Below are 24,007 nucleotides of genomic sequence, written 5' to 3'. Positions count from 1 at the left end.
GATCCTATATGTCTTACATATGTCTGTGAAAGCGGTCACGCTGCACATGAAAAAGGCCCGCCGCGTTCGCGGCGAGCCCTTACGGATCGGTGGTTGTTCAGTCTTCAGGCGCGTCAGCCATGGCCCTACCCCGCACCTTTTCCACGTGCTGGATCATTGCCTCCGCCGCTTTCCCCGGATCTCCGCTGGACATCGCGTCGAGCACGGCTTGGTGTTCGGCGATAGCCTGCTCCGCATCCGTGATGCCCACTCCCCCAAACAACCGGAAGCGCTGGATCTGACCGCCCAGTGTGTTGTAAGCGGCGAGGAGGAACTGGTTCCTGGCTTGCGCTGCGATCAACTGGTGGAAACGCTCGTCAGCCTCGAGGTAGCTGCGGTACTCGGCAAACGTACCGCCCCTGGGTGCCGTCTTGAGATCCTCAACAGCCTGCTTCAATGCGTCCAAGCCTTCCGAAGTCATTCGCTCGCACGCCAGGCGGGCATTCACAGGCTCAATCGAAAGCCGTGCTTCCATGAGTTCCGCAAAGTCCTCCCGCGTGAACACGGGGGCAACGCGATACCCCTTCAGCGCCACGCGCCGCACCATGCCCGTATGCTCCAGTCGCGCCAGCGCCTCACGTACCGGAGTGGGGGAAACGTCCAGTTCCCGCGCCATTCCGTCAATGCTGACGGCCGCCCCGGGTTCGAGCCGACCATCCATGAGCCATTCGAGGAGGGCTTCATAAACGTGATCGGCCAACACCTGGCGGCTGACGGGAAAGCCGGGGCGGGCAAGAGCCGGCGAAGGTTCAGACATGCCACAAATCCTATAGGAACGGGCGCGCACAAGCCCGGGACGTCTCCCGCACCAGCTATCTCACCCTGTCACATTCCGCCCCCACTCCCCCAACTAGGTCAGGCACACGTTAAAGCACGACGCCGGCACTCGCGTGAGTGCCGACGTCGCGGTCTTGCTGGGTTCTGCGGGGTTAGTTGGCGTAGAACGGGTAGTCCGTGTAACCCTTTGCGCCCTCGGCATAGAACGTGGACGCATCCGGCTCGTTGAGCGGAAGGCTTTCACGCCAGCGGCGCGCGAGGTCCGGGTTGGCAATGGCTGGGCGGCCAACCACAACACCGTCCGCGAGGCCATCGGCCACCAATGCAAGAGCTTCCTCGCGCGTCGTGATTTGGCTGAATCCAGTGTTCACCAGGAAGGTGCCGTTGAAGCGTTCGCGAAGATCCTGGACCAGGGCGCCCTTGGGGTCGTGGTGCAGGATGCTGAGGTACGCCAGGTTGAGCGGCGCAATAGTCTCCACGAGGACTTCGTAGGTAGCGCGGACGTCGGCTGCATCCGTCTCGGCGATGCCCTGCACATTGTGTTCCGGGGAGATGCGGATGCCCACGCGGTTTGCACCCAGTGCCTCAACCACCGCATTGACGGTCTCGATTACAAAGCGCGCGCGGTTCTCCGGGGACCCACCATAGCTGTCGGTCCGGATATTGGAGTTGGGCGCAAGGAATTCGTGCAGCAGGTAACCGTTGGCGGAGTGGAGTTCCACGCCGTCGAATCCTGCCTCGATCGCGTTCTTGGAAGCAGTGACGATCTCCTGGATGACTGACGGCAGCTCATCGGTGCGGAGTTCGCGGGGCACCGGGTAAGGCTGCTTGCCATTGGGCGTGCGGACATCGCCCTCGATGGCAACAGCACTCGGGCCCACGATTTCGTGGCCGCCTGTGATGTCCGCGTGCGAAACGCGGCCACCGTGCATGATCTGGGCGAAAATGCGTCCACCCTCCGAGTGAACGGCGTCGGTGACCGTCTTCCACCCTGCAATTTGCGCTTCCGTCACCAGGCCAGGCTGGCCCGGGTACGACTGACCGGCCGGCGTCGGGTATGTTCCCTCGCTGACGATCAAACCAAGGGACGCGCGCTGCCGGTAGTGTTCGGCGATCAGTGACCCCGGGACTCCCTCAGCACCGGCCCGCAGCCGGGTCAAAGGCGCCATCACGAGTCGGTTGGGAAGTTCAAGCTCACCGAGGGCCAAGGGGGAAAACAGCATGCGCAGTTCCTTTCAGAATGAATCAGGTTCATTCTGGGCAACTGTGCAGCGTCTGCAACTATTCCTGGTGAGAGGCAGATCACAGGCTGTTTAGCCCTGGCCCCGTAGCTTCATGGCGTCGTCGAAGCATTCGCAAAGGGCCAGCACGGCAACAAGGTGCGCTTCTTCAGCATGCGGCGGATCAGTGTCGATGCAGATCGCCTCGTTGACCGCCTGGGCAAGGTCTTTGGACTCCTTGCCGGTCAAAGCCCAAACACGTGCTCCGGCGGCCTTGGCAGCGGCAGCGGCCTCCCGGAGATCATCCGTGATTCCCTTCGCAGCGAGCAACACCACGATGTCGCCGCGGCGAACCTGCCCTCGAATCTGGTCGCTGATGCTTACGCGGTCGCCGTCATTGGCGCTATTGCTGACAGATATGGCCTTGAAGGCAGAACCATCGCCGGGCGAACCATAATTGGCATCGTGGGCCGCCAGTTCGGAGGTGAATCTCTGTGCCTCGTGGGCAGAGCCATCGCTGCCGGCAGCAAAAACGCTTCCGCCACGAAGACGGACACGGGCCAGTTCCTCACCCCATTCAGCGAGCCGCGACGATTCACGGCGCAGGGCCGCTACCGCGGGGCCGATCTCGCCCAAATGGCCAAGAACGACGTCAACTGCATGCCGCTTTTGCCTTGAATCCGTCGGGCGCACCACCTGTCCCGGTCGCCTTACCACGATGCTCACTTCCTGCCTCCGTTTCACCGTAGGAACTTACACGTTCCTATCTCCGTCCCGCCTGGAACTGTCCCGCACAGAGTCGTCCCGCAAAGGCTCTTCCCTGACGGCACTTTCCCGTGCCGAGCGATCCCGTGTTAGCCGTTCGTCACGCGAACCCATGTCACGGTCACGTTCACGATCGGTGTCGTTCTCCCGGTCGCGGCCGGTCCTGACATCGGGGTCCACCTTGTCGGCATGGCGCAGGTGCTCCTCAACGCGGCCACTGGCTTCTTCGGCTTTCTCCGCGTGCCGGTCGGCTTCGCGCCGGAGCCGGTTGGCCTCGACTTCTGCCTGAACGGCAGCTGCTTCGGCTTGTGCCGACTGGGCCTTCGCCTGGTGTGCGCCGACGGCTTCCTGGTCTGCCTTCTCGCGCAGTTCCCCTGCCCGACGGCGATTGAGCTCGGTCTTCTTCTTACGCCCAACTACTACCGCAATAATCACAGCTGCGACTACGACGACGGCCAACACGATGATCAATACCAGTTGTCCTGTGTCCATGTGGATTGCCTCCCTCGCGAACGGCTTTGTTTGGGCGCCGCCCCTAGCCCATGCTGTGCTTAGTACCCAAAGTTGTACCCATCCCGTGCTCGTTCCAAACGCTTTCTGATCACGTGGACAGCTATCTCCTCTCAGCTTAACACCAATTATCAGGTTACTTACTAAGTGGCGCGCGCAGATGACCCGGGACGGTCGCCGCGGACCGCCGTCGTTCTACTGCTGCAAAATCAGGCGCGTTTAGCTGCCCGTCGGCTCTGGATGCTCCCGGGCGCGCTTCTCCTCCGGCGTCTCGCCGCTTTCATCAGGGATGAAGGTAGGGTCCACTTCGGTAGTGAAGTCACCCGTCCCGGCGCTGCTGCCCTCATGCTCGACGTCGGCAGGTACCGCGGGCTTTGAGGCTTCAGAGGGCGCTGCGCTTTCGGAAGACGTTTGGTCCGGTTCGCTCGATGCTTCGCTCATAGCCTCAATCTAGGCCGGGCATCCGGGGCTGTCGAGGCTACCGAAGACCTTGTGCGCCGCTGCCAACTCTGCTTCGCTGGGAAGGTCTCCTGCAGCGCGGGACACCTCCAGCCCCCAAAGCAGGGAGAGCGATTGTGAAAGCAGTGACGTGGCAAGGAAGACGCTCAGTGAGCGTTATTGATGTCCCCGATCCCACTATCCAGGAACCCACGGATGTCATCGTCCGAATAACATCTTCAGCCATTTGCGGCTCGGACCTGCACCTCTATGAAGTCCTGGGCCCCTACATGCACAAGGGCGACGTCATCGGCCACGAGCCCATGGGAATCGTCGAAGAAGTGGGTCCGGAGGTCCACCGGCTCAAGAAGGGCGACCGGGTAGTTGTGCCCTTCAACATCTCCTGCGGCCGGTGCTACATGTGCAACCAAGGCCTCCAGTCGCAGTGCGAAACCACGCAGGTCAAAGCCAAGGGCACAGGGGCCGCACTCTTTGGATACTCCGAACTCTATGGCTCTGTCCCGGGTGGCCAAGCACAGTACCTGCGTGTGCCTTTCGGGGACTATGGGCCCATCAAAGTAGATTCAGACCTCCCCGATGAACGCTATCTGTTCCTCTCGGACATCCTGCCCACTGCGTGGCAGGCCGTGGAATACGCGAACGTCCCCGAGGGCGGCACGTTGGCGGTTATGGGACTCGGCCCCGTGGGCCAGTTCGCCTCCAGAATTGGCCTCCACAAGGGTTTCCGTGTCATTGGCGTAGATCCCGTTCCCGAGCGCCGGGCCATGGCGGAAGAACATGGGGTGGAGACCATGGACTACAGCCCGGACGTTGCAGCCCAGATCCGCGAACAGACCCTCGGCCGGGGCCCGGACGCGGTAGTGGATGCAGTGGGCATGGAAGCCCACGGCTCCCCGGTGGCATCATTCCTGCACCGGGCGGTTTCCCTGCTCCCTGACAAGCCGGCGCAGGTAGCCATGGAGACGATGAGCGTGGACCGCCTTGCTGCCCTCCACACAGCTGTGGATATGGTGCGCCGCGGCGGCACCGTTTCACTCAGCGGCGTTTACGGTGGCCAGGCCGATCCCATGCCGCTGATGACCATGTTCGACAAGCAAGTCCAACTCCGCATGGGGCAATGCAACGTCCGCAACTGGACTGACCAGCTGCTCCCCTTGGTAGAGGACGACGCCGATCCGCTGGGAGTCATGCATCTGGTCACCCACACTGGTGGTTTGGACGATGCACCGGACTTGTACGAGAAATTCCAGAAGAAGCAGGACGGCTGCATCAAGGTGGTGCTCAAGCCCTGATTTCGTGAAGGATCTCATTGATGGAACTGCCTGGCTGGCTATACCGGCTGGATACCAGGAGGCTCCCTATGCGAGGTGCCTCCCGCCGGTAACCCCAATAACCGAGCCGGAAATGTAGCTGGACTCCTCTGTCGCAAGGAGCACATACGTCGCGGCAAGTTCAGCAGGCTGACCGGCCCGGCCGAGGGGTGTGTCCTGCCCGAACTTTACGATCTTTTCCTCCGGCTGGGTTGGTGGCTGCAATGGGGTCCACACCGGCCCCGGAGCAACCGCATTGACCCGGATTCCCTTAGGACCGAGGGACTCTGCCAACGAGAACGTCATGCTGTTGATGGCTGCCTTGGTGGCGGCATAATCAATGAGCGAGGGACTCGGATGGTAGCCCTGGATCGATGAGGTGTTGATGATCGATGACCCCGGCTGCAAATGAGGCAAGGCCGCCTTGGTAAGCCAGAAGAGCGCGTAGACGTTGCTCTTGAAGGTCCGGTCGAACTGTTCGCTGGTGAGGTCTTCGATCCCCTCGCTGGTAGTCATTTGGAAACCTGCGTTGTTGACCAGGACATTCAGCCCATCAAATTCCTCGATGGTTTGGGCGATGACTTCCTGGCAGAATTCCTCGTCCCGCAGATCCCCCGGCAGCGCGAGGGCACGGCTGCCCGCGGCCTCGATCAACTGGACGGTCAATTCGGCGTCCTGTTCCTCTTCCGGCAAATACGTGAACGCCACATCTGCGCCTTCACGGGCGAAGGCAATCGCCACGGCTTTCCCAATCCCGCTGTCGCCGCCTGTAATCAAGGTCCGGAAACCCATCATCCGGTGATGGCCCACGTAACTTTGCTCCCCGTGATCCGGGCGCGGAATCATTGCCTCGGTCCAGCCCGGGTAGTCCTGGGTTTGCGGTTCGAACTCCCCCGACGGATACATCGTCCGTGGATCTGATGCCTCTTCAGGATCCTCCGCCGGGTTCAGGACGTGGTTTTCCAGCGCCATCACGATGTCCTCGTCGAGGTCGGTTGTTGACTCGACCTGCCCGGATTCCTCGGTCTGCGTGGCCTCTTCGTTCCGCTCATCCTGTGCCATGCCTCATTCTAAGCACCCTGACTATTCGTGTGCAGCGTCAGCCCAACTAGGTCGCATTAGATGCCGTTTTGAGGGCCCAAAACGACATCTAATGCGACCTACTTGGGGCAGCGCGCCTATTTTTGGGCCGGCAGCACCAGTGCGCCTGACTTATCCGTGGACAAGGCAAGGGAAGAGATGAAGCGGGGTTCGCCGTCGGGACCGTCCTGGCCTGAGCGGAGCATGTCCGGGCGTTCGAACTCAAGTCCGGTGACGTGGCAGAGGAGCTTCTCGTCGCTGGGGTTTCCGTCGGCGTCGAACATGGGCAGGTCAATCCCGTCATCGGTGCGGCGGAGGTAGTAGCGGCCACGTGTTGCCAAAGCCAGGACCGGGGGAAGTACCAAAGCAAGGACGACGGCGAAAATTGGCGAGTACGGCTGCACTCCGGCACCGAAAGCCCCAAAGAAGACCGCGATGGACACCCCCGCCGACACCAGCATGGAAACGAAACCGACCGGGTTGACGGCGTAAAGCATGCCCCGGCGGAACTCAGGAACCTTGGGCGAGATCTTCAGGAGGTACTTGTTGATGGCGATATCGGAGGCGACTGTGACCACCCAGGCCATGGCGCAGTTGGCGTAGAAGCCAAGGATCGTGTTGAGGAACTCGAACATGTTCGATTCCATGAGGACCAACGCGATCACCAGGTTGACCACCACGAACACCATGCGGCCCGGGTAGGTCTTGGTGATGCGGGTGAACGAATTGGTCCAGGCAAGCGAGCCGGAATAGGCGTTGGTGACGTTGATCTTGATCTGCGAGATGACCACCAACACAACGGCAAGAGACATCGCGAGCCACGCAGGCATCATCTCCTGGTACACGCCCAGGAACTGGTGGACTGGTTCGTTGGCGTGCACGGACGCGGCGGGGTCCAGCCGGGCGATCAGGTAAATGGCAATAAACATGCCCACGACCTGCTTGATGGCACCGAAAATAACCCAACCGGGTCCGGCAAGAATTACGGCACGCCACCAAGCGCCTTTGTTCTCCGCGGTCTTGGGTGGCATGAAGCGCAGGTAATCGATCTGCTCGGCGATCTGGGCCATCAGCGAAAGGCAAACACCGGCAGCCAGCATCACGGAGGCAAGGTTGGTCCCGCCCCCGCCCGAAGCACCGGTGTACGCGAAGAAGGCGTCGATGCTCTCCGGGTGTGACAGCAGCAGATAGCCAACGGGAACCACCATGAGCAGCAACCACAAGGGCGTGGTCCACACTTGCAAAGTAGCAAGGGTCTTCATCCCGTAGATCACCAACGGAATGATGATGATGGTGGACACGGCATAGCCAAGCCATTGCGGGACGCCAAGCCCCAATTGCAGGCCCTGGGCCATGATGGAGCCCTCGAGGGCAAAGAAGATAAAGGTGAAGGTCGCGAAAATGATGTTCGTGACCACTGAACCGTAGTAGCCAAAGCCTGACCCGCGCGTGATGAGGTCGAGGTCGATGTTGTAGCGGGCGGCGTAGTAGGCCAGAGGAAAGCCCGTGGCGAAGATGATCACTGCGGCCACGATGATGCCGACGATCGCGTTCACGGTGCCGTAGGCGATGCCGATGTTTGCCCCGATCGAGAAGTCAGCCAGGTAGGCGATCCCGCCCAGCGCACTGGTGGCCACCACACCCGCGCTCCACTTCCGGTAGGAGCGCGGGGCGAACCGGAGCGTGTAGTCTTCCAGGCTCTCCTTCGCCGCGCTCATCGCATCGGCGTTCCCCGCCGTCGTAGCTCTTTGGGTGTCTGTCAGAACGTCGCTCATCCGGGCTCACTTTCAAGATTCGTGGTCGGTGCTTCGCCCACGACGCTAGTCACGCGGCGGGTCAAATCAGTCACAACGATGTTTCACAGCTGTAACTTCTGCACCAGCTCTTTCACCCCTAAGCCATAAGGGCGCTCCAAAAACCGTGATGCCACTTTGTGCGGACCCCACAAAATCGCGTAACGCGCCCACGGATACCGTCAAGTCCATGACGACCCAAACAACTGATCGGACCCCAGCAGGCGCTGCCTACGCCATCCTGGACATCGCACGCCAGCAGGTCCTTGAGCGCGGTGAAGGCCTCAACGAAGCCCAGCTTGTGGAGATCCTCCAACTTCCTGACGAAGCGATACCAGCGGCCATGCAGCTCGCCCACGAGGTCCGGCTGAAGCACTGCGGCGAGGACGTCGAGGTTGAAGGCATCATCTCCATCAAGACCGGCGGCTGCCCTGAAGACTGCCACTTCTGTAGCCAGTCCGGCCTGTTCGATTCCCCTGTCCGCGGCGTGTGGTTGGATATCCCCGAGCTGGTGAAGGCCGCCAAGGAAACCGCCGCCACCGGTGCCACGGAGTTCTGCATCGTGGCAGCTGTGCGTGGCCCGGACATCAAGCTCATGAACCAGATCAAGTTCGCGATCGACCGCATCAACGAAGAAGTGGACATCAACATCGCCTGTTCGCTGGGGATGTTGACCCAACGCCAGGTTGACCAACTGGCCGAGTGGGGCGTCCATCGCTACAACCACAACCTCGAAACCGCCCGCAGTTACTTCCCCGAGGTCGTCACCACACACAGCTACGAGGAACGGCTGGACACCTGCAACATGGTCAAGGCCGCCGGCATGGAATTGTGCTGCGGCGCCCTGATCGGCATGGGTGAAACCCTGGAGCAGCGGGCCGAACTCGCCGCCCAGCTGGCCGCATTGGAACCGCACGAAGTTCCGCTGAACTTCCTCAATCCGCGCCCGGGAACGCCGCTGGAAAACCAGGGCATCATGGACGGCAAGGACGCCCTCCGCGCCATCGCCGCCTTCCGGCTCGCCATGCCTCGCACAGTGCTCCGCTACGCTGGCGGCCGCGAACTGACCCTCGGGGATCTCGGAACCCGCGATGGCTTGCTCGGCGGCATCAATGCCGTGATCGTGGGCAACTACCTCACCACCTTGGGCCGCCCCGCCACCGCCGACCTGAATCTCCTGGTGGAGCTCAACATGCCCATCAAGGAACTCCAGAAGTCGCTATGACCGCGGTTGGCGCAATGACGGCGGACTACTGCGGGCATTGCGGGGGCGCGCTTGCCGGCACCCAAGGCGAGCGCCCGACGTCGGACCCCCACCCGACATCGAACCCCCACCAGGGCTGTCAACAACGGTTGGCGATGGAACCGCCCAGGTATTGTGCGCAGTGCCGCCGCCGGATGAAGGTCCAGGTGACGCCGCTGGGATGGTCGGCCGAGTGCTCGCGTCACGGACGGTTGTCCCGATGACGTCGCTGATCGAGCGGGAGTCCCTGATCGAGCGAGGTTCCTTGATCGAGCGCGATCGGGCAAGCCTGTGGCATCCTTACGCTCCGGCGTCCGGGACGCTGCCGCTTTGGGAAGTTGAAGCGGCCGACGGCGTGGCGCTGCGGCTTCGGGACGAGGACGGCCGAACGCATGAGGTGCTGGATGCGATGTCGTCGTGGTGGTCGGTGATCCATGGGTATCGCCATCCTGTGCTGGATGCCGCGGTTCAGCGGCAGTTGGGGTCCTTCAGCCATGTGATGTTCGGTGGGCTGACGCATCAGCCTGCAGTGGATCTTGCGGAGAACCTGCTGGCGCTGGCACCAGGCGAGCCCGGCCGTCGGTTGGAGCGCGTGTTCCTGGCTGATTCCGGTTCCATCTCCGTGGAGGTTGCCCTGAAGCTGGCGGTGCAGTTCCAAACAGCGTCCGGGCGTCCACAACGGCAGCGTTTCCTGACGGTCCGCGGCGGCTATCACGGCGACACGTTCGCGGCGATGGGCGTGTGTGATCCCGTTGACGGTATGCACTCCGCGTTCCCTGGTTTGCTGGCGGATAACGTGTTCGCGCCGCGCCCTCCAGCCGCGGCGACGGCCACCCCAGCAGCTATCAGTGAGTGGCGGACATCAGTTGAGGAGCTGGCCCGGGAGCATTCCAACGAACTAGCCGCGATCATTGTGGAACCTGTCCTGCAAGGGGCCGGAGGGATGTTCATCTACCCTGCAGAGTGTGTGCGGATCCTCCGTGAGGTGGCCGATGCCCACGGCTTGCTGCTTATCCTGGACGAGATCGCCACTGGTTTCGGACGAACCGGCGAGTTGTTCGCGGCGAATCATGCCGGCGTTGTCCCGGACATTCTGTGTGTCGGCAAGGCACTCACGGGTGGGTACATGACGCTGGCCGCAACGTTGTGCACGGGCGAGGTTGCCCGGGTGGTCTCCAATGGTGGTGCTGGTGCACTACTTCACGGTCCCACATTCATGGGCAACCCGCTCGCGTGTGCCGTGGCCAACGCGAGCCTCGGACTACTGCGGGACGGGGATTGGTGTGCGGACGTTGACCGCGTAGGCGCAGGCCTCGCGGAGGGCTTGGCCCCGGCGTTGGGGCTCGACGGCGTCAGGGACGTCCGCACGATCGGGGCGGTGGGCGTCATTGAGTTGGCGGACGCGGTGGATGTCGCTGCAGTGACCCGGGCTGCCGTGGAGCATGGCGTGTGGGTCCGCCCGTTCCGCAACCTCGTCTATACGATGCCGCCGTACATCAGCTCAACCTCCCAGATCAGGACCATCACCGCAGGCATGGTGGCGGCAGTCTCCGCCGCCGCAGACAGGCTGGGGGCCAGAGCATGAGCGTCTCCATGACCACTTGGTTGGAACAACAGGCAGAGGTCCGCGAGCGCCGGGGGCTGGTGCGGAGGCCGACAGTGCGTGACGGCGCCCGCGGCAGTGACAGCGGCGGACACTCCGGGATGATCGACCTCGCCAGCAACGACTATTTGGGCCTGTCCACCGACCCGCGCATGGCGGAGGCCGCTATGGACGCGATCAGGCGCTGGGGCACTGGCGCTGCATCGTCCCGGTTGGTCACCGGCACCACGGAGCTGCATCTTGAGTTGGAGCACCACCTTGCCCTGTTCACCGGAGCGGAAGCTGCGTTGGTCTTCTCCTCCGGCTACCTCGCCAACCTGGGTGTCACCACGGCTTTGGGCGGTCCCGGAACGTTGATTGTGGCGGATGAGTACTGCCATGCCTCGTTGATCGATGGTTTGAGGCTGAGCCGCTCCGAGGTGCGGGAATTCAAGCACAATGACGCTGCGGATGCGGCACGCCTCCTGGCGGAACGGACACAGCCGCGGGCCCTTGTTGTTGTGGAGTCCATCTACAGTGTGGGCGGGGATGCCGCTCCCCTACAGGAGTTGTTCAGCCTGGCCCAGGAACAGGATGCCATGCTGCTGATCGACGAGGCACACAGCCTGGGCGTTGCCGGCGTTGGCGCCTTTCAGGGGCGGGGCGCCGTGGCGGGTACCAGCCTCGCGGACCATCCGGGCGTTGTCCGCACGGCCACCTTGTCCAAAGCATTGGGGAGCCAGGGCGGGGCGGTGCTCGGTTCCAGCCTGCTGCGGGAGCACTTGGTGAACCGTTCGCGGAGCTTCATTTTCGACACCGCGTTGGCCCCGCCCGCAGCGGCTGCTGCCATGGCCGCCGTCGGGATCATCCGGCAGGAACCTTGGCGCGCCGCGGCCGTCCATAACAACGCAGCCGCTCTCGCCGCCCGACTGCAACCCGCGCTGGAACTCCCAGCCGCCGTCGAGCGGTGTGCCGGAGCGGTGCAATCCATCCCCATGCCATCAGCGGAAGCTGCCTTGGCAGCGAGCCAGGCCGCGTACGCTTCCGGCGTCCAGGTGGGCTGTTTCCGGCCACCATCGGTGCCGGACGGAATCTCCCGCCTGCGACTCACGGCCCGTGCCAACCTCACCCCCACCGACCTCGACCACGCCTGCGCAGTGCTGCGCGACATCCTGGAGCGAACCCCATGAAACTTCCCCGCATCATCCTGGTGACCGGTACCGATACCGGCGTCGGGAAAACCATCACGACGGCGGCATTCGCGGCGGCCCTCAAACAACGCGGCTGCTCGGTAGCGGTCTACAAGCCCTGCCAAAGCGGCAACGTGGACGGCGATTCGGACTGCACGGAAGTAGTGCGGCTTGCCGGCCCGCTTACGGCCGAGGCCGGCATCGTACTCGAACAGCCGTTGGCTCCCGTCCCCGCGGCTGCCTGTGATGAGGTGGTGCTGCCGCAGCTTGCTTCCCATGCCCGGCGAATCCGTGCACTGGCCAACACGCACGACCACGTCCTTGTGGAAGGTGCGGGTGGGGTGCTTGTTGAGTTGGACCACGACGGCGGGACGCTGGCTGACCTGGGCACCCTCCTGGGCGATTCGGCTGGCTTCGCCGTGGTGGCACGGCCGTCGCTGGGCACGTTGAACCACACGGCGCTGACGCTTGAAGCCCTCGATCGGCGGGGCCTGCCGGTGGTCGGTGTTGTGCTTGGCAGCTGGCCTGCTGTCCCTGGCGCTGTGGAGCGCAGCAACCGCGCCACCATCTCCGACTGGCCTGTGCCGCTGCTGGGTGCCATCCGGCAGGAAGCCGCCGGAATGGACCCGGGCGTGTTCCGCGAACACGCGGCCTCCTGGCTTGCCGGGGTGCCGGCATGAGCACCGTTACTACATGCCCCTATAAGGTGCTGCGCGATCCGGACACCGTCCGCGAGGTCCTTCACCGGCCCGAAGACTTCAGCCCTGCCAATGCGCTTCTGGCAGTGACACCCCTGAGCGGTCAGGCTCTCCGCGTCCTGCAGAAGGCGCGCTTCGCCCTTCCACCCGTTCTGGCCAGCAACCACTCCCCCTCACATGCAGCTATCCGCAAGGTAGTGGCGGGCTTCTTCACGCCTGCCAAGGTGGCCGCCATGGAACCGCGCATCCGGCAGCTCTCCAGGGAGTCGGCCGCGGCCGCAGCCCAGGTCCTTGGTTCAGCGGGAAATGTTGATTTGGTGCAGGCAGTGGCCGCGTATCCGCCGGCAGTCATCATGTTGGAGATGCTGGGGCTTCCCGTTCGCGACCTCCCCCGGTTGAAAGCGTGGAGCCTGGACTCCCTTGAGTTGTTCTGGGGCTGGCCGGATCCTGAACGGCAGCTCGAGCTGGCCCAGACCGCTGCGGACTTCTACAGCTGGCTGCGCGAGCTGGTCCTGGAATCGGTGGAGGCACCGGTAGTTCCCGGCACAACAAACCTGTTCAGGGCACTCGCAGACCACGGACTCAGCACGCCGGAGATCTGTTCCTTGGGCTACTTCCTGCTCATCGCGGGCCAGGAGACCACTACGCAGCTCATCAGCACCACGCTGTTCCGTCTGGCCGAGGGCTCGCGGGGAATCTCCTGGGACGAGGCCTCTTCCAGCGCCAAAGCCCGCGGGATTGTTCGTCATGTGCTGGCTACTGAGTCTTCCGTGCCCACTTGGCGGAGGGTGGCCGCCCGCGACACCGAGTTGAATGGCGAGCCCGTGCTTGCCGGGGAAGAAATCCTGGTGGAGCTGACCGGGAACCATGGCTTTCCCTGGGCGGCCGGTGAAGGCAGCAGTGAGCCTGCCGGGGAAGCCACCGACCATCAGGGACCCACGCCCTACGGTTTGGCCTTCGGCTCCGGAATCCATAGATGCCTTGGTGCCAAGCTCGCCGAGCTGGAGACCGTCGTCGTGGTTCAGGAAACTACCGCGGCGCTGAACGGGGTCCGGCTCGGGGACCCCAACCCCGAATGGCTCCGTTTGCTATCGTTCCAGGCTCCCCGGACCGTGACAGTAATCCCTGGGTAGGCTGGACTGTATGGGCGAGAGCCGGGACTTGCTGACGCCGGAGCAGCGTAGCCGAAACATGTCCAGGATCAGGGGCAAAAACACCAAGCCCGAGTTACTGGTCCGCAAACTCCTGCATGCCAAGGGGTACCGCTACCGGTTGCATGGGCAAGCCGGCGGGACCAAGCTGCCGGGTCGGCCGGATCTGGTGTTCTCCGGCCGTCGTAAGGTCATTTTCGTCAACGGCTGCTTCTGGCACTTCCATGATTGCAAGGTCGGCCTGCACTCCCCCACTGCCAATGCGGCCTTCTGGGAAACCAAGCGCACGCGGACCCGTGAACGCGATCAGATACAGAGGGAACAGCTGCGCGCTGCCGGCTGGGACGTCCTGACGGTGTGGGAGTGCGAGTTGCGGGACAGCTCAGTCCTCGAAGAACGCCTGACGGGGTTCCTGGAGGGGCCGTTGGAGGGCCATTCGCCCTATGGCGCCTTCGGCCCGGCATTCCCGGCGGACCCAGCGGAGTCCGATTGATTAGTGCTGTTGTGTGACCCTTGCTCCCACAACGCATACGCCGACGTTCCACCAATACCCAGCAGCACCGTCAGGCACAACACGATGATGACCATGAGCCCCGCTGAGGGTCGAACATCACCGTTCATGCTGATTTCCAATCCTTTACCCACGCCTTGATCCCCCCGCTTCGGCAATTACTCCATTTCCTTTACTTACTTTCAGCGACTTCGATCAAGACTCCCTCTGAGTCCGCTCAAGATTGGATCAAGCTTTCGCATTGGGGCATTTCGATAGTTCCCCGGGACCTACTGTTGAATCGTGCATCTATTGTTCGGAGGCGGGAGGGGTTTGGTGTCTGAGTATGACGAGTGCACAGACTCACTGGTTGATCCCACCGTCCTCACCGAACTCCAGGCAGAGCTTGGCGGAGACCGGTCCATCGTCACCAGGTTCGTCCGCAACTACATCGATCTCCTGCCGTGGCGGGTTGGCCGCCTGCATCACGCACTGAACAACCTGGACATTGAAGACGCCATGGACGCTGTACTGAGCCTGAAGACTTCAAGCCACATGGTGGGGGCCATCTGCATGCGCCGTTTGGCCACGGAGTTGGAAATCAGCATCAGGCTCCTCCCCAATGCCGGGCACCTTCAGGAACTGAGGGAGCAAGTGCAGACGATCGAGGCCTTCGTGTTCGGTACGATTTGCGAACTCCAACCCTCGATCTCGTAAAGATCTTCACGAAAATAAAGAAAACCATTGACTCGCTGAAAATCTTCACTATAGTTGTGTGAGTTAGCTCACCAACGAAGGATGCGGCAATGACTACCGAGACTCCTGCACCGCCAGCCACCAGCGAACTGCTGGCAACTGTGGGGAACAAGGTGCGCACCATGCGCAAGGCAAAGGGCATGACCCTCGCCCAGCTCTCGGACATCACCGGCCTCAGCCAGGCGATCGTCAGCCAAATCGAACGCGGAATGGCCAACCCTTCCTTCACCACCCTCGCCCAATTGGCCCACGGCCTGGACATCCCTGTAGGGAGATTCTTCATTGGCCAGGACCAGTCCACCTCACCTGTGGTCCGCAGATCCGAGCGACGCAACCTCAAGAACGTCACCCGTGAATCCGTGGGCGAAGCCGTACATGAATTGCTGACTCCCAACCGCGACGGAAGCATTGAAGCGCAGTGGATCAGCACGCCCCCAGGGCACGACACCAGCGCAACCCCTTTTACCCATAGTGGTGAAGAGTTCTGCTACATCATTTCCGGCCGTAAGGACGTCTATCTGGACGGCGTCTGCTACAGCCTGGAAGAGGGCGACTCGATCACCTACTCCTCAGAGATCCCCCACTGGTACAAAAACAGCTACGAAGAGGTATGCGTAGCCATCTGGGTCAACGCACCACACGCGTGGTAACACTGCTGCCCCTTAACGGCGCCAGCGTTTTCCCTTAACTGTCCGGACACGAACCGTGGCCGCAGACAATCCTTGCCACTTTCGCACGAAGCGCCTCCTCCAACAGGCGTTCCTGCGTCATACCCTCCCACGCCCTCCGGGGCGTCAGCGTAAGGACACTTCCATGCTCAACACCCAAACGACGGACAACGCCGTCCCGTCACCAAGCACCAGCCACTCCTCCCCCACAAAGAACCCAAAGTTCACTCCGCAGGTCCGCAAAGGACTCTTGGGGTTGGGCCTCGGCAACGCCCTTGAATGGTACGACTGGATGGTCTTCGGCCTCCTGTCAGCCTTCATCGGTCCGAACTTCTTCCCAAACTCCGAGCCACTCTCCGCCACTCTGAATGCATTGGCCGTGTTCGCCGTCGGGTTCGCCTTCCGCCCCCTTGGCGGCATACTGCTGGGGACGCTCGCAGACCGGATCGGCCGGCGTCGGGTCATGCTGTTGTCCATTATGCTCATGGCCGGCACCACGCTGATCATTGCCATCACGCCCAACTACGCCACGATCGGCGCCTGGGCCGGCATTATCCTGCTGGTGTGCCGCATCCTGCAGGGTATTTCCACAGGAATCGAAGCCCCACTCTCCACCTCCCACGCTGTGGAGCTCGCTCCGGAAGGCCGCGAAGGCTACGTAGCCGGCATCATGTCGTTCTATGTGAACATCGGCATCCTGCTGGCCTCCCTGATCAGCTTCCTGTGCAGCTTGGTCCTGGGCGGAGCCGCAATGGCCGAGTGGGGTTGGCGCGTCCCGTTCATCATCGGCGCGCTCTTCGGCTTCGTGGTGCTCTACCTCCGCCGTGCGCTGCCGGAAACCCTCAAGCCCGAGGAAATGGCCACCAACACCCCCGGCACAGTGTGGTCCGGAGTCCGAAAGCACTGGCTCTCCGTTCTTGCCATCATCTTCGTGGTGGGTGCAGCACAGGCCTACAACTACGCCTGGAACGTTGGCCTTCCCACCGCAGCCCGCAGCGGTTTCAAGGAAGATCCCACCGCGGTCTTCGCCCTCACCACTATCCTGGCCATCATCCTCGTAGTGGGCAGTTGGGTCATCGGCAAGCTGGCCGACGGCAAAGCAATGTCCCGCTGGTTCCTGGTGACCCGCATCCTCGCCATCCCGTCCGTGTTCCTCATGCTGATGTACGTCCAGCCGGGCATTGGCGGATTCGCAGCAGTCCTCCTGGGTGGCTCGATCGTCCTGGTCCTTAACATGACCCTTTACAACGTGGTGAGCTCATCCCTGATGCCCAAGAACATCCGCGGCACCGGCGTTGCGCTGGGCTACGGCATCGGCGTCGCCCTCTTCGGCGGCACTGCCTCCTACCTTCTGGTCTGGTTCCAATCCCTGAACCTCACATGGGTCTTCCCGGTCTACGTGGCCGTCCTCTCCATCCTCAGCATCGTTTTCTACCTCGCCGCACGCCGCTCCAACGGCATCTTCGTCGGAAAGTAAGGACTTCATCATGAACTCGCTTGAACTCAGCACTACGACGGCGGACCTCACCGCCCCGGTCATCTCACGGTCCGACGTCCTGGTAGTCGGTGGTGGTCCCGCAGGCGTCGCTGCAGCGGTTACCGCCGCCCGCTCCGGCGCAAAGGTCACGCTCCTGGAACGCTACTCATCCTTGGGCGGACTCGCTTCCGGCGGCATGGTCCTGGTTCTCGATGACATGATCAACGGCCAGGAAATCACCGTCACCGGCATCGTCTCCGAATACGTGGAGCGCCTCCAGAAGCTGGGCTTGGCAATCGTCCCGCCCGCCGATGACCGCAAGACCTCCGAGGAACTTTGGAACAAATGGGGCCGCTACGGCACTTTCGACTTCCACTCCCACACCAACCCGAAGCCCATCTGCTATGCAGCCGCTTTCGATCCCGACGGCTGGAAGCGCGTCTCCAACGACCTCGTCCGCGAGGCCGGCGTGGACCTCCGCCTGCACTCCTGGTTCTCCCGTCCCATCGTGGACAACGGCGTGATCAAGGGCGTCATCTGCGAAACGAAACTCGGCCCGCAGGCCTTCATGGCCGACGTCGTGATCGACACCACCGGCGACATCGACGTCGCCTCCCGCGCCGGCGCCAGCTATGCCAAGGACAACTACCTCACCACCCTCGTCTTCCGTTTGGGCAACGTGGATACCAACGCTGCCGAAGCCTTCGAACAGGCCAACCCCAAGGAAGCCCGCGCCATCAACCGCAAGATCAAGCGCCTCCTCGGCGGCGCCTGGGAACTGTGGTGGCTCAAGACACCCATCGACGGCGTGGTCTGGTGCAACGCCCCGCACATGTCCGGTTTCGACGGCGTCGATCCCGCCGACATGACTGCCGCGGAGTTCGCGGCCCGGGACCGGATCTCCGAGGCCGTGGAGTACGTCCGCGCGAACCTGCCCGGCTTCGAAAACTGCTACATGCTCGATGTCGCCTCCCAAATGGGTGTCCGCCAAACCCGGCTCCTGCAGGGCGAGTACGTCATGACCAAGGACGACGTCACCCAGCGCCGCCACTTCGCGGACACCGTTGCCCGCGGCCGTGACTACTACTACCCATACCGCTCGCTGCTCCCCAAGGAAGTGGACCAGCTGCTGGTCGCCGGCCGCCACTACTCCGCCACTCCGGAGGCACAGAAAATGTCGCGCGAGATCCCGCCTTGCATGGCAATGGGACAGGCCGTCGGCGTTGCAGCGGCCCTCGCCGTGGAAAACAACGTGTTGGTCCGCGACGTCTCCGCGCTGGATATCCAGCAGGGCATGCGCCGGCATGGTGCTGACCCAGGCGACGTCCCGTCGTCGAACGCTACCGTCGACGCAACCGCAGCGGTGCCGGCATGAGCACCGTAATTCTGGAACAGACAGCGGAAAGCACGACGGCGGCACTCGCCGCCGGGGCTCCGGTACCCACGCCGCTTCCGCTGGACGGCATCAAAATCGTGGACTTCACCCAAGTATTCATGGGCCCGTCATGCACCCAGCTGCTGGGCGATTACGGTGCGGACATCATCAAGGTGGAACGTCCCGGCGCAGGCGACATTTCGCGCAATTCCTTCCCGGACCAGGACGGCCAGGACAACCCGATCTTCCTGTCCATCAACCGGAACAAGCGCAGCGTCTCCGTGGACACCCGCACTGAGGAAGGGCGCGAGGTGCTGCACCGGCTCATTGCTGATGCCGACGTAGTGGTCAGCAATTTCCGCTCCGGAGTCATGGAACGGATGGGCTTCGGCTACGAGGACCTCAAGCAACAGAATCCCGGGATCATCTGGGCCTCCGGCACCGGCTTCGGCCCCGAAGGACCCTACTCCCACAAGGGCGGCCAGGATGCCATCGCGCAGGCCTACTCCGGAGTGATGTGGCGTAGGGAATCCGATGACACCAAGCCCTCCATCTATCCCACCACCCTGTGCGACTACATCACCGGCATGCACCTCATGCAGGGCATCCTTCTGGCACTGCGCACACGCGAGGCATCGGGGGTGGGCCAGAAGGTGGAGGTGACCATGTACGACTCCATGCTGCACCTGCAAATGCAGGAAGCGTGCATGCAGCTCAACCGCGGCTACGAGGTCAACTGGGGCGCCATGCCGCTGAGCGGTGTCTTCGAAACCACCGACGGCGCCGTGTGCATGGTGGGTGGTTTCACGCCCGATCCCCTGGCCAGGATTTCTGAAGCACTTGGCCTGGACGAGGACCTCACCCAGCGGCCCGAATTCTCCAACCTTGAGCAGCAATTCAAGAACAAGCCGGCATTGCAGGCCATCTTCCGCGAGCGCATCGCCACCAATACCACCGAGTATTGGACACACCGGCTTGAGGAACAGGGGCTGCTGAATGCTCCGGTGCACACCCTGGAACAGGCGTTGGCTGATGCACAAACCGAGGCCAACGGCATGATCGTGGAAGCCGAACACCCCTCTGTGGGCACGGTGCGGATGCTGAATGCGCCGATCCGGCTTTCCGCCACCCCTCCCACTATTCGCCGCACCGCACCGCGGCTTGGCGAGCACAACGTAGAGGTTCTGCTGGAGAACGGCTTCGATCAAGCGACGATCGAGCGCCTGCAGCAGTTGGGAGTCCTGCGATGACCGCTGTGGCTGAAGCTCAGGTGGATACCGTCACCCTGACCATCCAGAACCACGTGGCCACGGTGGTCATCGACCGCCAGCACGTCCTCAATGCCGTCGACGCCACCACGCATGCACGGCTCAACGAGATCTGGGCCCAGCTGGAGAACGATCCTTCAGTGCGTGCAGTTGTTGTTACCGGTGCCGGGTCCCGCGCCTTCTGCGTTGGTGCTGACATGTCGGCGTCGGCCGTGGACAAAACCGGCCTGGAGTATTGGGCCGGACTGGACCCCAACGGCTTCGGCGGGCTGAGCCTGCGCACCACCTTGGATATCCCCGTCATCGCCCGGGTCAACGGCTACGCCCTGGGCGGCGGCATGGAAATTGTGCTGGGTGCCGACATCGTGGTGGCAGTCGACACAGCGAAGTTCGGCTTGACGGAACCTCGGGTTGGGCGATTGGCGCTCGACGGCGGCATCCACCAGCTGGTGCGGCGCATCCCCCACACCCAGGCCATGGGAATGCTCCTGACGGGCCGAAAGGCAGACGCTGCCGAGATGCAGTCCATGGGGCTGGTCAACGAAGTAGTTCCTGCAGAAGAGCTCGACGCCGCGGTGCAGCGCTGGGTGGACCAGATCCTTGCGTGCGCCCCCACCTCAGTCCGGGCCGTGAAGCAGATGGTCACCCAGACTTCCCACCTGACGGCCAAGGAAGCCCGCGGCCTGCGCCTGCCCGCTCTCATGGCGGCGCTGGACAGCGAAGACTCCGCCGAGGGAGTGCGCGCTTTCCAGGAAAAGCGCTCGCCCGTCTGGCCTGGGCGCTGATCGTCGGCTCTGTGATCCGGCTCTAGTGCTGGCCCGTTTCGCCAGCAGAACACCATTTTCGAACGAACAAGAGGAGATACCGATGCCGTCATCAGTCGCGCGCGAATCCCTAAAACACCCTGTACCGCGCCGTGAATCTTTGGCTCCTGGAGTGTGGGGCGTTGTTGCCACACCATTCCAAGGCAGCACGCTGGACGTGGACCTGGACAGCTTGGCCGAACTCGTTGAGCACTACGAGTCCATTGGCGCCACGGGGCTCACGGTCTTGGGGGTCTTCGGCGAAGCAGCCGCATTGACCGCCGAGGAGCGCCGCCAGGTCCTGGAAACCGTCGTCGAATGCACCGGGCTGCCGTTGGTGGTGGGCGTGACCGCCTTGGCCACCCGGCCTGCCATTGAGGAAGTCCGGGCCGCCCAGGATGTTGCCGGAAAACGCCTGGCAGCTGTGATGGTGCAGGCTAACTCGGCCAAGCCCGAGACAGTGATTGCGCACTTGGATGCCATCCACAAGGCTACTGGCGCCAAGGTTGTCCTTCAGGATTATCCGTTGGCAAGTGGCGTCAGCATCCCCGCCCCCGCTCTGATCCGGGTGGTGACCTCTTGTGACTTCGTCATAGCCGTCAAGGCTGAAGCACCTCCCACCAGCGTCGCGATCGCAGAACTGAGTGCCGGCGTCGGGGTTTCAGTCTTTGGTGGCCTCGGCGGGCAGGGACTGCTGGATGAACTGATGGCCGGCGCAGCAGGCGCAATGACTGGTTTCTCCTACCCTGAAGCCCTCATAGCTTGTGTGCGGGCGTGGCAGCAGGACGGCTATGAAGCAGCCCGGCGCGAACTGCTCCCTTACCTGCCGCTGATCAACTTTGAGCAGCAGGCGAAGGTGGCGCTGGCTATTCGCAAGGAGTGCCTGCGCGAACGGGGACTCATCAAGGACTCGGGCGTTCGTGCCCCTGCAGCGGGCTTTCCCGAAGCCCTGCGCGGGAGTATGGGCACACATCTTGGTGAGGCAGCTGCAGCCCTTGAAAATGCTACGACCCTTGCAAGGAGCCTGTGATGGATCTCGGAATCGCGGGCAAGACCGCTTTGGTTGCCGCCTCCACGGGTGGGCTGGGCCTGGCTGTAGCGCGTGCCCTGGCTGCCGAAGGCGTTCGCGTGGCGATCGTGGGCCGCCGTCGGGACCGTGCAAAGGAGATTGTCGCGGAACTGCAGGCCGCGTACGGAACCGGCTCACTGGGTCCGAGCGGCTTCGACGCCGTGGCGATCGAAGCAGACCTCACAACGCCCGAGGGCATCGAATCGGCAGTCGAACAGACGGTCGCGGATTTGGGACCCATCGACATCCTCGTCCTCAACGGCCCTGGCCCCAAACCCGGTGCCGCAGCCACGCTCAGCTCCGATGACATTGCGGCGGCGTTTGATCTCCTGGTCAAACCGCAGCACGCTTTGGTTTCCCAGGTGCTTCCCGGGATGCGGGAACGGCGGTGGGGCCGGATCCTGGCTATCGGGTCCAGCGGCGTGACAGCCCCGCTGCCCAACCTAGCCGTCTCCAACACTGGACGTGCTGCCCTTGCCGGTTACCTCAAGACCCTCGCTGCCGAAGTTGCCCTGGACGAGGTCACCGTGAACCTGCTCCTGCCGGGCCGCATCGCCACGGACAGGGTCACGCAACTTGACCACGCCGCCGCCAAGCGACGCGGGACCACGTTGGAAGACATCCAGCTCGAATCCCGCAAGACCATCCCCGCCCGACGCTATGGAGAACCTGCGGAGTTCGGTGCCGCTGCCGCCTTCCTGTGCAGCGCGCCGGCGTCGTACATCACCGGCGTCGCGCTCAGGTGCGACGGCGGACTGATCCGCAGCCTCTAGCCTCCCTCCCGAAATCCTAAGGAACATCATGACTTCCACAGCAGTTGACCCCCAGGCGATCACCGACCCGCAGAGGGTTACCGCACAGCACCTCATCAATGGCCAGTGGCTCGGAGACGCGGACACGCAGCGAATGAATCCGGCCCGGCCAGGCGAACTCGCAGCGCTATCACCCAGCGGCACCGTCGAGGACGTGGACGCCGCTATTACCGCGGCCGCCGCAGCCCAGCCGTCATGGGCGGCCCTGCCCGCACCAGCCCGGGGCGCCATCCTCATCGCGGCTGGAAACCTGCTCAACGAGCGCCAACACGCGATCGCCGAGGACCTTGTCCGTGAAGAAGGAAAAACACTCGCGGAGGCAAAGGGGGAGGTCAGGCGCGCCTCGGACGTGCTGCGCTTCTTCGGTTCGCTGGGCTGGGCGGCAACGGGCGAAGTCCTGCCGAGCGGCCTGCCGGACACCACCATCACCACGCGCCGTGAGGCTTTGGGTGTGGTGGGACTCATTACGCCGTGGAACTTCCCCATCGCCATCCCCGCATGGAAAACAGCCCCCGCACTGATCAGCGGAAACACCGTGGTCATCAAACCGGCCGAGCTCACTCCGTTGTCCACTACCCACCTGGCACGTGCACTGCAGGACGCCGGGCTGCCCGCCGGGGTGTTCAACGTGGTGCACGGCAAGGGGCGCGTGGTGGGTGACGCCCTGGCCCGCGATCCCCGCATCGCCGGCTTGTCGTTCACCGGCTCCACCAATGTTGGCCTTGGGCTGCAGGAGATCCTCAATGCCCGGCGCGCCCGGGTCCAACTCGAAATGGGCGGCAAAAATGGCGTGCTGGTGCTGGATGACGCCGACCCCCGCAAAGCTGCGCAGGTAGTAGCTGCCGGTGCATTCGGCCTGACGGGACAGGCGTGCACCGCGACGTCCCGCGTCTACGTGACACCCGGCATCCGCTCCGCCTTCCTCGATGCCTTGGTTCAGGAGGCCGCCGCCTACACCACCGGTGACGGGCTTGATGGCGAGGTCCGGATGGGTGCCGTAGTGAGCAGGCAGCAATTCGAGCAGGACCAGGCAGCGGTGCGCACCGCCGTCGAACGCGGGGCCACACTCCTGCACGGACAGTACGACGGCGACCCCACCGGCGCGCTGTTCTTCCAGGCGGCGATCCTCACCGGACTGCCGTTCGACGACGCAGCCGTGACCGATGAGATTTTCGGGCCAGTGGTGGCCGTTCTGGAAGTGGCAGACTATGAAACCGGCCTCGCAGCCATCAATGACTCCCGCTACGGGCTCACCGCCGGCATCTGCACGGACTCCCTGGCCCTCGCCACGGACTTCGCAGCCCGCGCGCAGGCAGGTGTCGTGAAGATCAACCGCCCAACTGCCGGGCTGGACCTGAACGTTCCGTTCGGCGGCGTGAAGGATTCCTCCACCAACACCTTCCGCGAGCAAGGCAGGTCCGCCCTGGACTTCTACACCTGGGGCAAGACCGTCTACACCGGTATTTAGTGCG

Annotated in this window: 24 protein-coding genes; 17 read left to right on the top strand and 7 right to left on the bottom strand. The window is 63.1% G+C overall.

The window, feature by feature from the left end; translation table 11 throughout:
* Positions 1-97: 97 nt before the first annotated feature.
* From AC6I99_RS05695 to AC6I99_RS05675, 5 genes are all read right to left on the bottom strand, one after another.
* Positions 98-796 (bottom strand): GntR family transcriptional regulator, encoded by a 699-nt coding sequence (locus AC6I99_RS05695; protein ID WP_224091297.1) that lies wholly within the window; start codon positions 794-796, stop codon positions 98-100.
* 172 nt (positions 797-968) lie between these two features.
* Complete coding sequence (locus AC6I99_RS05690) at positions 969-2,039, bottom strand: alkene reductase (protein ID WP_497945999.1); 1,071 nt, start codon at positions 2,037-2,039, stop codon at positions 969-971.
* 90 nt (positions 2,040-2,129) lie between these two features.
* The gene (locus AC6I99_RS05685; RefSeq protein ID WP_497960591.1) at positions 2,130-2,762 is read right to left on the bottom strand and encodes an SIS domain-containing protein; all 633 of its coding nucleotides are present in this window, start codon (positions 2,760-2,762) and stop codon (positions 2,130-2,132) included.
* 27 nt (positions 2,763-2,789) lie between these two features.
* Entirely contained in the window at positions 2,790-3,293 is a 504-nt protein-coding gene (locus AC6I99_RS05680) for a hypothetical protein (protein ID WP_497960590.1), read from the bottom strand.
* Between the two features lie 237 nt (positions 3,294-3,530).
* Entirely contained in the window at positions 3,531-3,752 is a 222-nt protein-coding gene (locus tag AC6I99_RS05675) for a hypothetical protein (RefSeq protein ID WP_224091288.1), read from the bottom strand.
* Positions 3,753-3,886: 134 nt separating this feature from the next.
* Here AC6I99_RS05675 and AC6I99_RS05670 point away from each other — a divergent pair, with 134 nt between their 5' ends.
* Positions 3,887-5,062: a zinc-dependent alcohol dehydrogenase gene (locus AC6I99_RS05670; RefSeq protein WP_309927118.1), complete on the top strand. Its 1,176-nt coding sequence runs from the start codon at positions 3,887-3,889 to the stop codon at positions 5,060-5,062.
* A gap of 66 nt (positions 5,063-5,128) precedes the next feature.
* Here AC6I99_RS05670 and AC6I99_RS05665 read toward each other — a convergent pair whose 3' ends face one another.
* Positions 5,129-6,142, bottom strand: a complete 1,014-nt coding sequence (locus AC6I99_RS05665) for an SDR family oxidoreductase (protein WP_497960589.1) — start codon at positions 6,140-6,142, stop codon at positions 5,129-5,131.
* A gap of 116 nt (positions 6,143-6,258) precedes the next feature.
* Positions 6,259-7,935: a purine-cytosine permease family protein gene (locus AC6I99_RS05660; protein ID WP_497960588.1), complete on the bottom strand. Its 1,677-nt coding sequence runs from the start codon at positions 7,933-7,935 to the stop codon at positions 6,259-6,261.
* A gap of 208 nt (positions 7,936-8,143) precedes the next feature.
* Between AC6I99_RS05660 and bioB the strand changes: the two genes are divergently transcribed.
* From bioB to AC6I99_RS05580, 16 genes are all read left to right on the top strand, one after another.
* The gene (gene bioB, locus AC6I99_RS05655) at positions 8,144-9,178 is read left to right on the top strand and encodes a biotin synthase BioB (protein ID WP_497960586.1); all 1,035 of its coding nucleotides are present in this window, start codon (positions 8,144-8,146) and stop codon (positions 9,176-9,178) included.
* On the top strand, positions 9,175-9,420 hold the full coding sequence (gene bsaP / locus AC6I99_RS05650) for a biotin synthase auxiliary protein BsaP (protein ID WP_497960585.1): 246 nt from the start codon (positions 9,175-9,177) through the stop codon (positions 9,418-9,420). The genes bioB and bsaP overlap by 4 nt, the downstream gene beginning before the upstream one ends.
* The gene (gene bioA, locus AC6I99_RS05645) at positions 9,417-10,781 is read left to right on the top strand and encodes an adenosylmethionine--8-amino-7-oxononanoate transaminase (protein WP_497960583.1); all 1,365 of its coding nucleotides are present in this window, start codon (positions 9,417-9,419) and stop codon (positions 10,779-10,781) included. Before bsaP ends, bioA begins: the two co-directional genes overlap by 4 nt.
* Before the next feature lie 8 nt (positions 10,782-10,789).
* Positions 10,790-11,968, top strand: a complete 1,179-nt coding sequence (locus tag AC6I99_RS05640; RefSeq protein ID WP_497960581.1) for an 8-amino-7-oxononanoate synthase — start codon at positions 10,790-10,792, stop codon at positions 11,966-11,968.
* On the top strand, positions 11,965-12,648 hold the full coding sequence (bioD, locus tag AC6I99_RS05635; RefSeq protein WP_497960580.1) for a dethiobiotin synthase: 684 nt from the start codon (positions 11,965-11,967) through the stop codon (positions 12,646-12,648). The genes AC6I99_RS05640 and bioD overlap by 4 nt, the downstream gene beginning before the upstream one ends.
* On the top strand, positions 12,645-13,799 hold the full coding sequence (locus tag AC6I99_RS05630; RefSeq protein ID WP_497960578.1) for a cytochrome P450 family protein: 1,155 nt from the start codon (positions 12,645-12,647) through the stop codon (positions 13,797-13,799). The genes bioD and AC6I99_RS05630 overlap by 4 nt, the downstream gene beginning before the upstream one ends.
* 10 nt (positions 13,800-13,809) lie before the next feature.
* Positions 13,810-14,310 (top strand): very short patch repair endonuclease, encoded by a 501-nt coding sequence (locus AC6I99_RS05625; RefSeq protein WP_224166643.1) that lies wholly within the window; start codon positions 13,810-13,812, stop codon positions 14,308-14,310.
* Between the two features lie 333 nt (positions 14,311-14,643).
* Entirely contained in the window at positions 14,644-15,024 is a 381-nt protein-coding gene (locus AC6I99_RS05620; protein WP_224091274.1) for an Hpt domain-containing protein, read from the top strand.
* An 89-nt stretch (positions 15,025-15,113) separates the two neighbouring features.
* Positions 15,114-15,713 carry a helix-turn-helix domain-containing protein gene (locus AC6I99_RS05615; protein WP_223936112.1) on the top strand — a complete coding sequence of 200 codons (600 nt, stop codon included), beginning with the start codon at positions 15,114-15,116 and terminating at the stop codon, positions 15,711-15,713.
* Between the two features lie 163 nt (positions 15,714-15,876).
* Entirely contained in the window at positions 15,877-17,208 is a 1,332-nt protein-coding gene (locus tag AC6I99_RS05610; RefSeq protein WP_497946020.1) for an MFS transporter, read from the top strand.
* A 10-nt stretch (positions 17,209-17,218) separates the two neighbouring features.
* A complete protein-coding gene (locus tag AC6I99_RS05605; RefSeq protein ID WP_224166641.1) occupies positions 17,219-18,583 on the top strand; it encodes an FAD-dependent oxidoreductase in 1,365 nt (454 codons plus the stop codon).
* A complete protein-coding gene (locus tag AC6I99_RS05600) occupies positions 18,580-19,833 on the top strand; it encodes a CaiB/BaiF CoA transferase family protein (protein ID WP_497946026.1) in 1,254 nt (417 codons plus the stop codon). Before AC6I99_RS05605 ends, AC6I99_RS05600 begins: the two co-directional genes overlap by 4 nt.
* Positions 19,830-20,636 carry an enoyl-CoA hydratase-related protein gene (locus AC6I99_RS05595; RefSeq protein WP_497946028.1) on the top strand — a complete coding sequence of 269 codons (807 nt, stop codon included), beginning with the start codon at positions 19,830-19,832 and terminating at the stop codon, positions 20,634-20,636. Before AC6I99_RS05600 ends, AC6I99_RS05595 begins: the two co-directional genes overlap by 4 nt.
* 82 nt (positions 20,637-20,718) lie before the next feature.
* Positions 20,719-21,684: a dihydrodipicolinate synthase family protein gene (locus tag AC6I99_RS05590; protein WP_497946029.1), complete on the top strand. Its 966-nt coding sequence runs from the start codon at positions 20,719-20,721 to the stop codon at positions 21,682-21,684.
* A complete protein-coding gene (locus tag AC6I99_RS05585) occupies positions 21,684-22,496 on the top strand; it encodes an SDR family oxidoreductase (protein WP_497946032.1) in 813 nt (270 codons plus the stop codon). Before AC6I99_RS05590 ends, AC6I99_RS05585 begins: the two co-directional genes overlap by 1 nt.
* Positions 22,497-22,524: 28 nt before the next feature.
* A complete protein-coding gene (locus AC6I99_RS05580; RefSeq protein ID WP_497946034.1) occupies positions 22,525-24,003 on the top strand; it encodes an aldehyde dehydrogenase family protein in 1,479 nt (492 codons plus the stop codon).
* Positions 24,004-24,007: the final 4 nt, after the last annotated feature.

Source organism: Arthrobacter sp. TmtSoilC77 (assembly GCF_059739415.1).
This window is presented reverse-complemented; position numbering and strand designations above follow the sequence as displayed.

Coding starts and splice junctions, on each gene's coding strand:
- AC6I99_RS05695 (WP_224091297.1), bottom strand. CDS start 796: ATGTCTGAACCTTCGCCGGCTCTTGCCCGCCCCGGCTTTCCCGTCAGC.
- AC6I99_RS05690 (WP_497945999.1), bottom strand. CDS start 2,039: ATGCTGTTTTCCCCCTTGGCCCTCGGTGAGCTTGAACTTCCCAACCGA.
- AC6I99_RS05680 (WP_497960590.1), bottom strand. CDS start 3,293: ATGGACACAGGACAACTGGTATTGATCATCGTGTTGGCCGTCGTCGTA.
- AC6I99_RS05675 (WP_224091288.1), bottom strand. CDS start 3,752: ATGAGCGAAGCATCGAGCGAACCGGACCAAACGTCTTCCGAAAGCGCA.
- AC6I99_RS05665 (WP_497960589.1), bottom strand. CDS start 6,142: ATGGCACAGGATGAGCGGAACGAAGAGGCCACGCAGACCGAGGAATCC.
- AC6I99_RS05660 (WP_497960588.1), bottom strand. CDS start 7,935: ATGAGCGACGTTCTGACAGACACCCAAAGAGCTACGACGGCGGGGAAC.
- bioB (WP_497960586.1), top strand. CDS start 8,144: ATGACGACCCAAACAACTGATCGGACCCCAGCAGGCGCTGCCTACGCC.
- bsaP (WP_497960585.1), top strand. CDS start 9,175: ATGACCGCGGTTGGCGCAATGACGGCGGACTACTGCGGGCATTGCGGG.
- bioA (WP_497960583.1), top strand. CDS start 9,417: ATGACGTCGCTGATCGAGCGGGAGTCCCTGATCGAGCGAGGTTCCTTG.
- AC6I99_RS05640 (WP_497960581.1), top strand. CDS start 10,790: ATGACCACTTGGTTGGAACAACAGGCAGAGGTCCGCGAGCGCCGGGGG.
- bioD (WP_497960580.1), top strand. CDS start 11,965: ATGAAACTTCCCCGCATCATCCTGGTGACCGGTACCGATACCGGCGTC.
- AC6I99_RS05630 (WP_497960578.1), top strand. CDS start 12,645: ATGAGCACCGTTACTACATGCCCCTATAAGGTGCTGCGCGATCCGGAC.
- AC6I99_RS05625 (WP_224166643.1), top strand. CDS start 13,810: ATGGGCGAGAGCCGGGACTTGCTGACGCCGGAGCAGCGTAGCCGAAAC.
- AC6I99_RS05615 (WP_223936112.1), top strand. CDS start 15,114: ATGACTACCGAGACTCCTGCACCGCCAGCCACCAGCGAACTGCTGGCA.
- AC6I99_RS05610 (WP_497946020.1), top strand. CDS start 15,877: ATGCTCAACACCCAAACGACGGACAACGCCGTCCCGTCACCAAGCACC.
- AC6I99_RS05605 (WP_224166641.1), top strand. CDS start 17,219: ATGAACTCGCTTGAACTCAGCACTACGACGGCGGACCTCACCGCCCCG.
- AC6I99_RS05600 (WP_497946026.1), top strand. CDS start 18,580: ATGAGCACCGTAATTCTGGAACAGACAGCGGAAAGCACGACGGCGGCA.
- AC6I99_RS05595 (WP_497946028.1), top strand. CDS start 19,830: ATGACCGCTGTGGCTGAAGCTCAGGTGGATACCGTCACCCTGACCATC.
- AC6I99_RS05590 (WP_497946029.1), top strand. CDS start 20,719: ATGCCGTCATCAGTCGCGCGCGAATCCCTAAAACACCCTGTACCGCGC.
- AC6I99_RS05585 (WP_497946032.1), top strand. CDS start 21,684: ATGGATCTCGGAATCGCGGGCAAGACCGCTTTGGTTGCCGCCTCCACG.
- AC6I99_RS05580 (WP_497946034.1), top strand. CDS start 22,525: ATGACTTCCACAGCAGTTGACCCCCAGGCGATCACCGACCCGCAGAGG.